The organism is Kribbella sp. CA-253562 (assembly GCF_050942265.1).
Classification (GTDB): Bacteria; Actinomycetota; Actinomycetes; order Propionibacteriales; family Kribbellaceae; genus Kribbella.
Map to the genome: position 1 here is coordinate 3,155,316 of NZ_CP192049.1, position 12,582 is coordinate 3,167,897.

14 protein-coding genes are annotated in these 12,582 nt (G+C 69.4%); 7 read left to right on the forward strand and 7 right to left on the reverse strand.

The features are described from left to right. Positions 1 to 10: 10 nt before the first annotated feature. Positions 11 to 1,048 (forward strand): methyltransferase domain-containing protein, encoded by a 1,038-nt coding sequence (locus tag ACQPXM_RS15060; protein ID WP_432948928.1) that lies wholly within the window; start codon positions 11 to 13, stop codon positions 1,046 to 1,048. On the opposite strand, the gene ACQPXM_RS15065 is transcribed toward ACQPXM_RS15060, so the two are convergent. Further along, positions 1,023 to 1,403, reverse strand: a complete 381-nt coding sequence (locus ACQPXM_RS15065; RefSeq protein ID WP_432948930.1) for a GNAT family N-acetyltransferase — start codon at positions 1,401 to 1,403, stop codon at positions 1,023 to 1,025. The two genes, ACQPXM_RS15060 and ACQPXM_RS15065, sit on opposite strands and share 26 nt — an antisense overlap. Then, positions 1,400 to 2,248 carry a type I methionyl aminopeptidase gene (map, locus tag ACQPXM_RS15070; RefSeq protein WP_432948932.1) on the reverse strand — a complete coding sequence of 283 codons (849 nt, stop codon included), beginning with the start codon at positions 2,246 to 2,248 and terminating at the stop codon, positions 1,400 to 1,402. Before map ends, ACQPXM_RS15065 begins: the two co-directional genes overlap by 4 nt. Positions 2,249 to 2,303: 55 nt before the next feature. On the opposite strand from map, the gene ACQPXM_RS15075 reads away from it, so the two are divergent. After that, entirely contained in the window at positions 2,304 to 2,495 is a 192-nt protein-coding gene (locus ACQPXM_RS15075; RefSeq protein ID WP_432948934.1) for a hypothetical protein, read from the forward strand. A gap of 72 nt (positions 2,496 to 2,567) precedes the next feature. Here the strand turns inward: ACQPXM_RS15075 and ACQPXM_RS15080 are convergent, their stop codons facing one another. Continuing rightward, positions 2,568 to 3,179 carry a histone H1-like repetitive region-containing protein gene (locus ACQPXM_RS15080; RefSeq protein ID WP_432948936.1) on the reverse strand — a complete coding sequence of 204 codons (612 nt, stop codon included), beginning with the start codon at positions 3,177 to 3,179 and terminating at the stop codon, positions 2,568 to 2,570. Between the two features lie 333 nt (positions 3,180 to 3,512). Here ACQPXM_RS15080 and ACQPXM_RS15085 point away from each other — a divergent pair, with 333 nt between their 5' ends. Both ACQPXM_RS15085 and ACQPXM_RS15090 read left to right on the forward strand, forming a co-directional pair. Then, complete coding sequence (locus ACQPXM_RS15085) at positions 3,513 to 4,232, forward strand: helical backbone metal receptor (protein WP_432948938.1); 720 nt, start codon at positions 3,513 to 3,515, stop codon at positions 4,230 to 4,232. Between the two features lie 62 nt (positions 4,233 to 4,294). Next, the gene (locus ACQPXM_RS15090; protein ID WP_077017085.1) at positions 4,295 to 4,474 is read left to right on the forward strand and encodes a hypothetical protein; all 180 of its coding nucleotides are present in this window, start codon (positions 4,295 to 4,297) and stop codon (positions 4,472 to 4,474) included. Positions 4,475 to 4,477: 3 nt separating this feature from the next. Here the strand turns inward: ACQPXM_RS15090 and ACQPXM_RS15095 are convergent, their stop codons facing one another. Further along, positions 4,478 to 4,975, reverse strand: coding sequence for an NUDIX hydrolase (locus ACQPXM_RS15095; protein ID WP_432948940.1), 498 nt, complete (start codon positions 4,973 to 4,975; stop codon positions 4,478 to 4,480). Positions 4,976 to 5,118: 143 nt separating this feature from the next. Here ACQPXM_RS15095 and ACQPXM_RS15100 point away from each other — a divergent pair, with 143 nt between their 5' ends. Continuing rightward, positions 5,119 to 6,027, forward strand: coding sequence for an aldo/keto reductase (locus ACQPXM_RS15100; protein ID WP_432948942.1), 909 nt, complete (start codon positions 5,119 to 5,121; stop codon positions 6,025 to 6,027). 99 nt (positions 6,028 to 6,126) lie between these two features. Here the strand turns inward: ACQPXM_RS15100 and panB are convergent, their stop codons facing one another. After that, entirely contained in the window at positions 6,127 to 8,493 is a 2,367-nt protein-coding gene (gene panB, locus ACQPXM_RS15105) for a 3-methyl-2-oxobutanoate hydroxymethyltransferase (protein WP_432948944.1), read from the reverse strand. Between the two features lie 155 nt (positions 8,494 to 8,648). After that, positions 8,649 to 10,421 (reverse strand): NAD+ synthase, encoded by a 1,773-nt coding sequence (locus ACQPXM_RS15110; RefSeq protein ID WP_432948946.1) that lies wholly within the window; start codon positions 10,419 to 10,421, stop codon positions 8,649 to 8,651. A gap of 151 nt (positions 10,422 to 10,572) precedes the next feature. On the opposite strand from ACQPXM_RS15110, the gene ACQPXM_RS15115 reads away from it, so the two are divergent. Together ACQPXM_RS15115 and ACQPXM_RS15120 are read left to right on the forward strand one after the other, a co-directional pair. Beyond that, positions 10,573 to 11,733, forward strand: a complete 1,161-nt coding sequence (locus ACQPXM_RS15115) for a DUF418 domain-containing protein (RefSeq protein ID WP_432948948.1) — start codon at positions 10,573 to 10,575, stop codon at positions 11,731 to 11,733. A gap of 45 nt (positions 11,734 to 11,778) precedes the next feature. Beyond that, positions 11,779 to 12,156 carry a hypothetical protein gene (locus tag ACQPXM_RS15120; protein WP_432948950.1) on the forward strand — a complete coding sequence of 126 codons (378 nt, stop codon included), beginning with the start codon at positions 11,779 to 11,781 and terminating at the stop codon, positions 12,154 to 12,156. 33 nt (positions 12,157 to 12,189) lie between these two features. On the opposite strand, the gene ACQPXM_RS15125 is transcribed toward ACQPXM_RS15120, so the two are convergent. Continuing rightward, positions 12,190 to 12,552: a nuclear transport factor 2 family protein gene (locus ACQPXM_RS15125; RefSeq protein WP_432948952.1), complete on the reverse strand. Its 363-nt coding sequence runs from the start codon at positions 12,550 to 12,552 to the stop codon at positions 12,190 to 12,192. Positions 12,553 to 12,582: the final 30 nt, after the last annotated feature.

Genomic DNA, 12,582 nt, shown 5'->3' on the forward strand with positions numbered 1-12,582 from the left:
CTATCAGCGCATGCGGACCAATGATGCTCAGCTGCAAGTGCTCTCCGTGCTCGTCGACGGGCCGCTGCACGGCTATGCCGTCAACGCTGCGATCGAGAAGCTCACCGGACAGCGGCTCGGCGCGGGCAGTTTGTACGGCGCGTTGGCTCGGCTGGAGGCGAAGGGGTGGGTCGAGCCGCTGGAAGGTGTCGGGCGGCAGCGGCCGGTGCGGTTGACGGAGCAAGGCCGCGAGCAGTTGCAGCGGGAGGCTCGTTCGATGGCTCGGGTGTTTGAGACCGCCGTGCCTGGGCAGGTCAGCTATCTGGACCGGGTGGCGGCGACCGAGTCGGGCCGGGCGTACAAGCAGACAATGCTCGAAGCGCTCGACGCCCGGCCCGGAGAGACGGTTGTCGACCTGGGATGCGGGCCTGGCACCGATCTCGGCACCCTGGCCGACGCGGTCGGAGCGTCGGGGACGGTGATCGGCGTCGACGTCAGTCAGGAGATGGTCGATCGAGCTCGCGAACGAACCTCGGCCTCGACGGCGATCGACGTACGGCTCGCCGACCTGCAGGCGCTGCCGTTCGACGACGGCAGCATCGATCGCGCCCGGACGGACCGGGTGCTGCAACATGTCGAGGATCCGGCGAAGGCGCTCGCGGAGGCGCATCGGGTGCTGCGTCCGGGCGGCACGCTCGTGATGGCCGAACCCGACTGGGACTCGTTGGCCATCGATCATCCCGAGCTCGAGTCGTCCCGCGCGTACACGCGGCACATCACGGATCGGATCGTGCGCAACGGGGTGATCGGCCGTCAACTGACTCGGCTCGCCATCGGCGCCGGGTTCGCCGTACCGACCGTGCTTCCGATCGTTTCCACGTTTCGCGACGTCCGGTCCGCCGACGAGATCCTGGGGCTGCACCGCAACACCGAGCGCGCGGTGGAAGCCGGCTACCTGTCAGCGAAAGCGGCCGAAGCCTGGCTCGATCACCTGTCCACCGGGCCGTTTCTCGCCACGGTGACGCTCTACGTGGTGGTGGCGGTCAGGGATAGATCCGGAAGCCGCTGAACGTGCGGTGCGTGAACGACGCGTAGAAGTCTTCCGCCGTGTCGGTGACCAGATCGATGCGCAAGGCACCGGTCAGCGGTGCGGCGTACTCGAGCAGGGCGCGGCCGATACCGCGACGGCGGTGAGCGGTGTGCACGGCCATCAACGACAGGTGCGCCTGGATGTGGCCGTCGCTCTGCAGGTACGCGAAGCCGAGCACCTGATCGTGCTCGACGGCGACCACACTCGTCACGCCAGGTGCGGTGAGTACGACGTGCGCGCCGTCCGGGTCGGACGGGAAACTCGGCCAGTCCTCAGCCGCGCAGATCGCCAGTACGCCGTCCAGGTGGGATCGGTCGTACCGCTGGACGTTCACGGCAGCGTGAGGACTTCGGCGCCGGTGTCGGTGACGACGAGCGTGTGCTCGAACTGGGCGGTGCGCGACTTGTCCTTGGTGGTGGCGGTCCAGCCGTCGTCCCACAGGTCGTAGTCGTAGCTGCCGAGGGTGAGCATCGGCTCGATCGTGAACGTCATGCCCGGCTCGATCACGTCGTCGAAGCGCTCGTCGTCGTAGTGCGGAATGATCAGGCCGGAGTGGAACGACGTGGCGATGCCGTGCCCGGTGAAGTCGCGGACGACGCCGTACCCGAAGCGCTTGGCGTAGGACTCGATCACCCGGCCGATGATGCTGACCTGACGGCCGGGCTTGACCGCCTTGATCGCCCGGTTCAGCGCCTCGCGCGTGCGCTCGACCAACAGCCGGCTCTCCTCGTCGACGTCGCCGACCAGGAACGTCGCGTTGGTGTCGCCGTGCACGCCGTCGATGAACGCGGTGATGTCGACGTTGACGATGTCGCCGTCCTCGAGCGGACGGTCGTCGGGGATGCCGTGGCAGATCACCTCGTTGACCGAGGTGCACAACGACTTCGGGTAACCGCGGTAGCCGAGCGTCGACGGGTACGCGTTGCGCTCGACCAGGTACTCGTGGCCGATCGCGTCGAGCTCGTCGGTGGTCACCCCGGGCTTGGCCGCCTCGCCGACGGCCTGCAGCGCCTGAGCGGCGAGCTTGCTCGCCACGCGCATCTTCTCGACCAGTTCGGGGGACGTGACGTAGGAGCCGTCGAACGGCGTCGGCGCGGGCTTGTCGACGTACTCCGGGCGCGGAATGGAGGCGGGCACAGGGCGGCGCGGCGAGATGATGCCGGGAGTGAGAATCGACATGGTGGGATCATTCTAGTTAGGTGCGACAACTTCACCCGGAAGGTGGTCTGCTGCGATGGCCGACGACGATCACAGCAACGAGTGGTACTACAACACCAAAACCGGCCAGGTCGAGCCGTACCAGGGTGCGAAGTCCGCCGACCGGCTCGGGCCGTACAGCTCGCCGGAGGAAGCGGCGCGCGCGTTGGAGAAGGTCCAGGAACGCAACGAGTCCTGGGACAACGACCCGAAGTGGAACGACGACTGACCAGCACGGACCAACGTGCCGAGGGGCACCACCGGATCCCGGTGGTGCCCCTCGCTCGTTGGTGGAACAGGCCTAGCGGGCCGCTGCCTTGCGGGCCGGGGCCTTGCGAGCCGGTGACTTCTTGGCGGCGACCTTGCGGGTCGGGGCCTTCTTCGCGGCGACCCGGGCCGGAGCCTTCTTCGCGGCGACCTTCTTCGCCGGGGCCTTCTTGGCCGCGACCTTCTTGGCCGGCGCCTTCTTCGCGGCGACCTTGCGGGCCGGCGCCTTCTTGGCGGCGGTCTTCGTCGCGGTGGCCTTTCTGACCGGCGACTTCTTCGCCACGGTCTTGGTCGCCGTCGTCTTCTTGGCCGGTGCCTTCTTGGCCGTGGTCACCTTTTTGGCGGCGGTCTTGGTGGCCGTCGTCTTCTTGGCGGCGGTCTTCGTGGCGGTGGCCTTCTTGGCCGTCGCCTTCTTCGTGGCCGTCGTCTTCTTCACCGCGGTGGTCTTTGCTGCGGTCTTCTTGGCGGGTGCCTTGGAGACCGCCTTCTTGGCCGCACTCACCTTCTTCGTCACTGCCTTCTTCGCTGCGGTGACCTTGCGCGCGACGGCCGTCTTCGCGGCTGGGGCCTTCTTGGCGACAGTCTTCTTGGCGGGAGAAGCCTTTTTGGCTGTCGCCTTCCCTGCGGCTGCCTTCTTGGCTGGCACTCTGCCTCCTTGGTGCGGCTGAGGAAAACCACGGTGGATTCCTCGTCGTCCTGATGATGACAACACTTGGTGCCCACGTAAAGCACCTGAATGGCCCACAGGTCAAGGCGTCCGCGCCGGCAATTCGCGCGCTAATGCCGAAAATCCTTGTGCAGAAGGGTTTTCGGTGCGCACCGAGCATGCCCGAGGGTGGTGAAGAAATGTTGGCGACACGCGCACCGATCTGCCACTTCGGCGCACTTTCGGACAGTGTTGTCCTCGGCAACGTCTCTGCGAACGATCGGATCAGCCGCGGTGCGAACCTTCTACGACGATCAGCGAAACCCCGTCCGGATGGCCGGTGAAATTACCCGGGTGGTCAGCATCGTGCCGTCGTTGACGGAGTCGATCGCGCACACCCACCGGTCGTTGCTGGTGGGCGCGACGGACTGGTGCACGCATCCGCGCGACCTCGACGTGACGCGAGTTCGCGGCACGAAGAATCCCGACCTCGAACAGATCGTGCGGCTGCGTCCTGATGTCGTGGTCGCGAACGCCGAAGAGAATCGCGCCGCCGATCTCGACGCGTTGCGCGCGCACGGAATCGCCGTCTGGGTGACCACACCGACCACCGTCGAGGAGTCGCTGGGATCACTCGAACGAATGCTCTCGGCGATCACCGGCAGCACTCCACAATGGCTCGGACAAGCCCGCGAAGTCTGGAGTACGCCGTACGACGGTCCACGCCGGCGAGCGGTGATTCCGATCTGGCGAAGGCCGTGGATGGCGCTCGGCCGGGACACGTTCGCCGGTGACGTGTTACGCCGGCTCGGTATCGACAACGTGTTCGCACAATCGCCGCAGCGCTATCCGCGGATCGACCTGGACGCGTTACCGGCGTACGACGTCGTGGTGCTTCCCGACGAGCCGTACGCGTTTTCCGGCGACGACGGACCGGAGGCTTTCTCCCAGCCGGCGATCTGTGTTTCCGGCCGGCACCTGACCTGGTACGGGCCGTCGCTGGTCGAGGCGCGGGCCGTGCTGGCCGGCCAGCTGAGCGGACGGACCGGGTGAGCTGTGCCACGTGACTGCCGCCGCAGGTAGACGCTTAGGCCAGGCTCACCTATCCTCCAAGCGTGCCGTCGATGACCGCGAAGAAGAAGTGCTGCAAGGACAAGCCGAGGTGCAAGAAGTGCCCGGTGGTCCTCAAGCGGCTGGCCGATGCCGGCTGCGCGGAGCGCATCGACCTGCGGCACTACGAGGTGGACAAGAAGAAGCTCAAGAAGAAGGTGCTGAAGAAGGCGCGCGAGCGCTGAGGCTCAGGACGCCTGCCGCAGGTTGATCGCCTCGACCGCGAGCCGCAGCAGCCCGGGGATCGTGACGTGCGCGGCCTGACCGGTCGCCTCGAGCTCGTCGGGATGCCACCAGCCGTGCGCGCTGATCGTCTCCAGCTCCAGCTCCTCCTGGTTCGCGAACGTCACCTCGACGGTGTCGACGCCGACCGCGAAAAACGTCTGATGCTGGATGATCGGGCAGCCGCCCCACTCGAACTCGATCGTGTTGGTCGCCACCGGGTCGCCGAGCGCGTCGGACGCCAGCAGGATGCCGACCTCCTCGCGCAGTTCCCGCAGTCCGGCCTGGACCACCGTCTCGCCCGCCTCGACGCCGCCGCCGATCGTGAACCAGTACGGCGTACCGGGCTTCAGCGGGTCCCAGCCGTGCAGCAGCAGCACCCTCCCGTCCGGACGGACGGGCAGGACGCGGGCCGTCGTCCGGCGGACGACGGTGCCTGGTGGCGGCAGCCGGGAATCTGTCACATCTCAAAACGCTAGACGACCTGTCCCGTCCACCGAGCGGTTCTGCGGCGAGTCGCGCTCGGCCAGTGGTCGGCCCAGTAGTCGGCCCGGTGGTCCGCGCAGTGGCTGGTTCGGTGGTTGAACGGCGGTGAGACGATCGCGGTATGACAGCGCGTATCGGTCTGGGGCTGGCGGCCCTCGGACGTCCCGGTTACATCAATCTCGGCCACGACGAGGACCTGCCGCCGGGGCGCGCGGTGGAGGACCTGCGGCGCCGTACGCACGAACTGCTGGACCAGGCGTGGCGGGCCGGCGTCCGGTACTTCGACGCGGCGCGGTCGTACGGGCTGGCGGAGGAGTTCCTCGGCGAGTGGCTGGCGGCCGAGCCGGGTCGCCGGGCCGAGCTGACGATCGGGTCGAAGTGGGGCTACACGTACGTCGCGGACTGGCGCTTCGACGCCGACCAGCACGAGATCAAGGACCACTCGCTCGCGACCTTCGAACGGCAGTGGCCGGAGACGGTGCAAGCGCTGGGTGGTGCGCCGGACTTCTACCTCGTGCACAGCCTGACGCAGGACAGCCCGGCGCTCGGCGACACCAAGCTGCTGGACCGTCTCGGCGAGCTCGCCGACACCGGCGTACGAGTTGGTCTGTCGACCAGTGGACCGCACCAGGCCGAGACGTTGCGTGCGGCCCTCAAGCTCGGCGGTCCGTTCACTGCCGTTCAGTCGACGTGGAACGTGCTCGAGCCCTCGGTCGGCCCGGCTCTCGCCGAGGCGCACGACGCCGGCTGGTTCGTGGTCGTCAAGGAAGCCGTCGCCAACGGCCGCCTCACCGCGAAGGCCGGCTCCACGCCGTTCACCGAGTACGCGGCCAAGCACCACGTCGCCCCCGACACGTTGGCGATCAACGCCGCCGCCGCGAACCCGCGGGCCGACGTCGTCCTCAGCGGCGCCACCACCACCGACCAACTCACGAGCAACCTGACCGCCACCACGGTCGAACCACTCGCCGAGTTCGCGCAGGCTCCCGCCGAGTACTGGACCGAACGCTCAGCCCTGCCGTGGATTTAGGGTGTGTCTCCCAATTCCCGGCCTACTGCGCGGCACCCGGCACGGCACCTCGCCGCACCGGGCACCTGCTCGCTACGGCGCGGAATTGGGAGACACACCCTAGAACGTGTGCTGGTCGGCGGGGAAGATGCCGGTGGCTACCTCGGAGGCGTAGGTGAGGGCGGCGGTGGTGAGGATGCCGCGGAGGTCGGCGTACTGCTTGACGAAGCGGGGCATCGGGCCGGAGCGCAGGCCGGCCATGTCCTGCCAGACGAGCACCTGGGCGTCGGTGTCGCGGCCGGCGCCGATGCCGATCGTCGGGACCGGGACGCGCTTGGTGATCTCGGCCGCGACGTCGCCGGGCACCATCTCCAGCACGATCGAGAACGCGCCGGCTTCGGCGAGGGCGACGGCGTCGTCGATCAGGCCCGCGGCTTGGTCGCCGCGGCCCTGGACGCGGTAGCCGCCGATCGCGTGTTCGCTCTGCGGGGTGAAACCGATGTGCGCCATCACGGGGATGCCGGACTGGGTGAGCTTCTCGACCGCCGGTACGACGGTGCGGCCGCCTTCGAGCTTCACCGCGGCGACGCCGGCCTCCTTCATGAACCGGACGGCCGTGTGGAAGGCCTGCTCGGGTGAGGCCTGGTACGAGCCGAACGGGAGATCGGCGACGACCAGCGCGCGCTGGGCCGCCGAGGCGACGGCGCGGGCCAGCGGGATCAGTTCGTCGACGGTGACGCGCAGGGTGGACTCGTAACCGAACACGTTGTTCGCGGCCGAGTCACCGACCAGCAGCACGGGGATGCCGGCCTCGTCGAAGATCTCGGCGGTGTACTGGTCGTACGCCGTGAGCATGGCCCACTTCTCGCCGCGGTTCTTCATGTCGCGCAGGTGGTGGATGCGGTACTTGCGCGGACGCTTGCTGCCGTCGCCCGGGGTGCTGCCGGTCGAGCCCGGCGAGCCCAGAACGCCTGAACTGCTGGGATCCGAGGCCGTCGTGTTGCTGACGGCCGGGCGCGCGGGGGCCGGGTTGCCTGGCTGGTTCGCGGCGCTCTGGGATGCCGGGGGTGTCGTGCCGGGGTGGGCACGGCGGGCTCGGTGAGCGACGACGGCCTCGGCCTTCACCTGGCTGGGGGCGTCCTGCTGGACGTCGGCCCGCCGGCGGGCGCCGACCGGGCGGTTCCCGGCGCGGTTGTCCGGGCTGGATTCGGGACGGCTCTCCGGAGTGTTGCTCTCGTACTCCGCGCTCGGGTCGCTGGGGTAGCCGTTGACGGCCGTGTTGTGCTGGTTCGCCGGGGGCTGGGGAGCCGGTGGGCGGTTGGCGGGCAGGCGCTGCTGGGTGCTCGGCGGGGGAGGAGGTGTCGGGCCGGCGGCTGGGAGGGCCGGCTGGATGCCGGTCGACTGCTGGTTGCCGAAGCCGTTGCCGGGTCCGTTGCTGTGACCGTTGCTGTGACCGTTGCCTAGGCCGTTGCTGCCACTGCTCAGGCCGTTGCTGGCGTTGCTGCTCAGTCCGTTGCCACCCGCGCCTGAGCCGAGGCCGTTGCCCGGGCTGCCGTTGCCGCCAGAGCCTGCGGTACCCGAGCCCAAGCCGTTGCTGGTGCCCAATCCGGTGCCGTTGCCGGCGCCGAGCGGGCTTGCGGGCTGGCCGTTGCCGGGCGCGGGCGGCGGGGTGGACGGACGGTTGGTCAGTCCGTTCGACGGCGGCGGGGGAGGCGGCGTCGGTGCGCTGCCGCTCCAGCCGTTGCCCGGAATCCCGTTGCTGTGCTGGGTCAGGCCGTTGGAGCCGTTGCCCGAAGGAGGTCCGGCCGGACGCTGCGGGGGAGATGGTGGCGCCTGGCGGTTCGTCGGCGACTCGGGAGCGCGCCGCGGCGGCTCACCCTGCTGCGGTGCGAACGGGCTCTGCTGCCGGCCCGGCTGCGGCGGGGCCGGCGGACGCTCCTGGTACGCCGACGGCGCGAACGGCGAGTCCTCGTACCGGGCGGCCTCGCGCGCCGCCTCCCGCCCAGGCTCGCGTCCAAGCTCACGCCCAGGCTCGCGTCCAAGCTCACGCCCGAGCTCAGGCCTCGGTTCACGCCCAAGATCCCGACCCGCATCCCGAGCCGGATCGCGGCCCGGCTCCGGCGGGAAGTTGCGACCACCTTCGCGCGAAGAGTCGTAGTACCCAGGCCGCGGCTCGTCGTACGAGCGCGGCTGCTCGGCGGCGTACCCGCGCTCTTCCGTGGTCAGGAACGGCGGCTTCGGTACGTACGGCTGCTGCGGCACCGGCCCGCGCTCGTACGTCCGCGGCGCGTTCGGCAGCGACGGGGAAGGGTCGAGGCCCTCCAGCGACGAGCGGTCGCGCCAGCTGTCGCCTGAGTCGTCGGTGTAGCCGTAGTCCGAGCGGTGGTGCTCCTCGGTTGTCCGGTTCTTCGGTCCGGTCCCGTACGGCGCCGGCAGCTCGTCGTCGGCGTCGCCGTTGGTACCGGCCGACACGAAGTTGTCAACCATCCCCCCATCGTCCCACCGTTGCGGAGGGTGAGCGCCACCGGCTGTGGGTGAGGCATCGCTCACAGCGTCTCCGGGCAGGCCGGACCGTCCGGGGTACTCGTCGAACGAGCTGTCCCAGGGGGTCTCGGAGGAAGGGCGGTTCCGCCAGGATCCACTCAGTGGTCGGCAGCCTTTCTGGCATCCTCACGCCACGCGTTCGTGATCGGCAGCCGCCGGTCACGGCCGAACGCCTTGTGGGTGAGCTTGGGGCCCGGCGGGTACTGCCGGCGCTTGTACTCGGCCTTGTCGACCAGCTGGACGACCTTGCTGACCAGTTCCGGGTCGAACCCGGCCGCCACCAGTTCGGCGCTGCCGCGGTCCTGCTCGACGTAGTCGTCCAGCATGTCGTCGAGCAGGTCGTACGGCGGCAGCGAGTCGGTGTCCATCTGCCCGGGCCGCAGCTCGGCCGACGGGGGCTTCGCGATCGCGTTCTCCGGGATCGGCGGCTGCTGACCACGCGCGGCCGCGTCGGCGTTGCGCCACTTCGCGAGCCGCCAGACCATCGTCTTCGGCACGTCCTTGAGCGGCGCGAAACCACCGACCGCGTCGCCGTAGATCGTGGAGTACCCGACCGACAGCTCGGATTTGTTGCCGCAGGCAAGGACCAGGTGGCCGTCGGCGTTCGACAGGCCCATCCAGATCACCGCCCGGACCCGCGCCTGCAGGTTCTCCTCGGCCAGCCCGGTCAGCCCGAGCGTCTCCAGGAACGGCTGCACCATCGGCTGGATCGGGATCACCCGGTAGTTCAGCCCGGTGCGCGCCGCGAGTTCGGCCGCGTCGTCGCGGGAGTGGTCGCTGGAGTAGATGCTCGGGTTGGAGACACCGAAGACGTTCTCCGGGCCGATCGCGTCGCAGGCGATCGCGGCGACCAGCGAGGAGTCGATCCCGCCGGACAGCCCGAGCAGCACGGACTTGAAGCCGTTCTTGCGCACGTAGTCGCGCAGCCCGGTCACGATCGCGCCGTACATCTCGGCTTCGTCCGCCAGTCGCAGCGCCTGCGCGGCCTCGATCGGCTCGTACGCCGGCAGCGGCTCCTCGTGCAGCACGGTGTGCACGATCTCGATGCCCTCGTGCTCGGCGACCGGGATCGCCGTCGCGGCGGGCAGGTCCAGGTCGACCAGCATGCAGCCCTGCTCGAACTGCGGCGCCCGGGCGATCACGGTGCCCTCGGCGTCGGCGACCAGCGAGTCGCCGTCGAAGACCAGTTCGTCCTGACCGCCGACGAGGTTCACGTAGGCGAGCGCGCAGCCGGCCTCGCGGGCGCGGCGCGTGACCAGCTCGCCGCGGACGTCGTCCTTGTTCGCCTCGTACGGCGAGGAGTTGACGACCAGCAGCAGGTTCGCGCCGGCCGCGCGGGTGACGGCGACCGGGCCGCCGTCCTGCCACAGGTCCTCGCAGATCACCAGTGCGACGTCGACGCCGTGGATCCGCACGACCTGCAGCGTGTTGCCGGGCACGAAATGCCGGAACTCGTCGAAGACGCCGTAGTTCGGCAGGTGGTGCTTGACCGCGCTGGTGACGACCTGGCCCTGGTGGATCACCGCGGCCGAGTTCGTCGGCGAACCCTTCGGGCGGCCGAGCCGGTCGACGCCCATCGCCGTACCGGCGGCGCGGTCGAGGTAGCCGACGACCACGACGGCGTCGCCGAGGCCCTCCTCGGCCAGGCGCTTGGCGAGCGTCTCGACCTTGGACTGCGACGCGTCGACGAACGAGCCGCGCAGCGCCAGGTCCTCGACCGGGTAACCGGTCAGCACGAGCTCGGGAAAGGCGACCACGTGGGCACCGCGCTCGACCGCGTCACGGGTCCAGGACACGACCTTGTCCGCGTTCCCGTCGAGGTCGCCGACCGTCACGTCGAGCTGGGCGAGAGCAAGCCGAAGCTGAGGCACGGGGAGCACCCTACTGGGTGTCCGGCGCGGCTCGTAGCGACTCGGCCGATCTTTACGATCACCGGTGCGGCAGGCGGCCGGAGACCAAGGTTCGGCGTCGCGATACTTTCCGCCGACGCAGGCCGCACCGGCGCCGGATTCACTGAGAATCGTGACGACCACCGAGCAGGGACCAATCGGAATCTCCGACCGCGCGCTGGGGCCGGACCTGGCCCGCGGCTTCATGCTGCTGTTCATCGCGCTGGCCAACTCGCACTACTTCCTGCGCGGACCGTCGGTGCTCGGTGGCTTCCCGCAGGACGGGTCAGGGATGGACCGCGCGGTCACCTGGCTGATCGCGACGTTCGTCGACGGGCGGGCGTTCCCGATGTTCGGCCTGCTCTTCGGGTACGGCGTCGCGCAGATCGTCCGCCGGCAGACCGGCACTCCGTGGGCGATCCGGTTCCTGCTCTGGCGGCGCAGCCTCGTCCTCGTCGTGCTCGGGGTGCTGCACGCGACGCTGCTGTACGTCGGCGACATCCTCGGCGCGTACGGCGTCCTGCTGTTCCTCGGCGTCTGGGCGATCCGGTGGAAGGACCGCTGGCTGCTCGTTGTCGCCACGCTCTTCCTGGTGCTGACCGCGTTGCCGAGCGACACGTCGCTGTCGATCAGCGCCGACCCGCCGGATCTCGCGATGCTGCCGCCGGACCTCGGCACGCAGGTCGCACGACGGCTCCTGGTGCATCCGTTCATCGCGTTGCTCGGGCCGATCGGGTTCGCCACGCCCTTCCTGATCGGGCTGTGGGCCGGGCGCCGGCGGATTCTCGAACGCCCGGCCGAACACCTGCGGCTGCTCCGGATCACCGCTGCTGCCGGCGTCGCGATCGGCGTACTGGGTGCGCAGCCGGTGGCGCTGATGGTGGCTCGGTTCGCCGGCAAGCCCACGGGGGACACGCTCAGCCTGATCGGTCCGTTGCACGACGTCAGCGGGACGATCAGCGGATTCGGGTACGCCGCCCTGATCGTGCTGATCGCGTCCCGGATCCGCCGGGGGCCTGTGGTGCTGGCGATCGCGGCGACCGGGCAACGATCGCTGACCTGCTACCTGGCGCAGTCGGTGGTGTGGACCGTTGCCTTCACGCCGTACCTGCTCGACCTCTCGGACACGTTGACGGTGGCAACGACGGCGGTGCTGGCGACGGCGACCTGGACGCTGACGGTGCTGCTCGCGGACCGGATGCGACGGGCCGGCCATCGCGGTCCGTTCGAGATCCTGATCCGTCGCTTCACCTACCGCACCGGCGTGTCGCGTCGACCCGCAGTGCGACGGTGACCGACGATCCGCAGACCACTCGCGATCACCCGCACGGAGTACGACGTGACCCTCAGCCTTGCCGACCAGCCGACGCTGCCGGACCTGTCCGACGACGAACGGCACCTGCTCAACCTGGTCGCCACTCCGGCGGCGACGCTGCTCGGCCTGGTGGCCGGCGTACTGCGGACGCGGCTGTTCGAGGAGGACGGCGCGACGTGGGTGGACCTGTGGCAGACGAACCCGTCGACCGCCCGCGTCGAGTGGCAGGACGGGCCGGACATCGCCGAGGTGCTCGAGCACCTGGTGCCGCGGTCCATCGAGGGCACTCTCGAAGGAGTCCCGGGGCTGCGCGCGGTGATCACCTCCGACACCCACGCACAGCTCGTCTGGATCGGTACGACGAGCCCGGTCGCCCTGCACCTCACCCGCCTCGACGGCTGAGCCGGGCTCACCAGGCCGGCCGAGTTCCTGCCGTTAGCTGATCGAGTCCGGTGCGACCTCCGCGGTGTACGACGTGATCGCGGTCAGGTGGCCCTGGGTGAAGTCGTACAGGTCGCAGGAGGAGACGATCGACGAGTTCCACCGGGCGTCGACGTACCGGGTCACCGCGTGCACCGCGACCGCGTCGGCGTTCGCGATGGTCTTGAACCGGAGGAACTGCTGGGTGGTCCGCGACAGCTCGGCCAGCGCGTTTTCGCAGGCCTGAACCACCTGCTGATGACCTTCCAGCTTGGCCGCCCCGACCAGCGTCCAGGTCACGTCCGGGTGCAGGAACGGGTAGACCACCGAGAAGCGGTGCTGGGAAAACGCCTCCGCCACTTCCTGAATCGTCGCCATGCCGGAGATCCTCTCAGGAAGACGGACTAC

Bases quoted from the DNA above. Each gene is read 5' to 3' on its own strand.
- ACQPXM_RS15060 (WP_432948928.1), top strand. From the start codon at position 11: ATGCGGACCAATGATGCTCAGCTGCAAGTGCTCTCCGTGCTCGTCGAC.
- map (WP_432948932.1), bottom strand. From the start codon at position 2,248: ATGTCGATTCTCACTCCCGGCATCATCTCGCCGCGCCGCCCTGTGCCC.
- ACQPXM_RS15075 (WP_432948934.1), top strand. From the start codon at position 2,304: ATGGCCGACGACGATCACAGCAACGAGTGGTACTACAACACCAAAACC.
- ACQPXM_RS15085 (WP_432948938.1), top strand. From the start codon at position 3,513: ATGGCCGGTGAAATTACCCGGGTGGTCAGCATCGTGCCGTCGTTGACG.
- ACQPXM_RS15100 (WP_432948942.1), top strand. From the start codon at position 5,119: ATGACAGCGCGTATCGGTCTGGGGCTGGCGGCCCTCGGACGTCCCGGT.
- panB (WP_432948944.1), bottom strand. From the start codon at position 8,493: ATGGTTGACAACTTCGTGTCGGCCGGTACCAACGGCGACGCCGACGAC.
- ACQPXM_RS15125 (WP_432948952.1), bottom strand. From the start codon at position 12,552: ATGGCGACGATTCAGGAAGTGGCGGAGGCGTTTTCCCAGCACCGCTTC.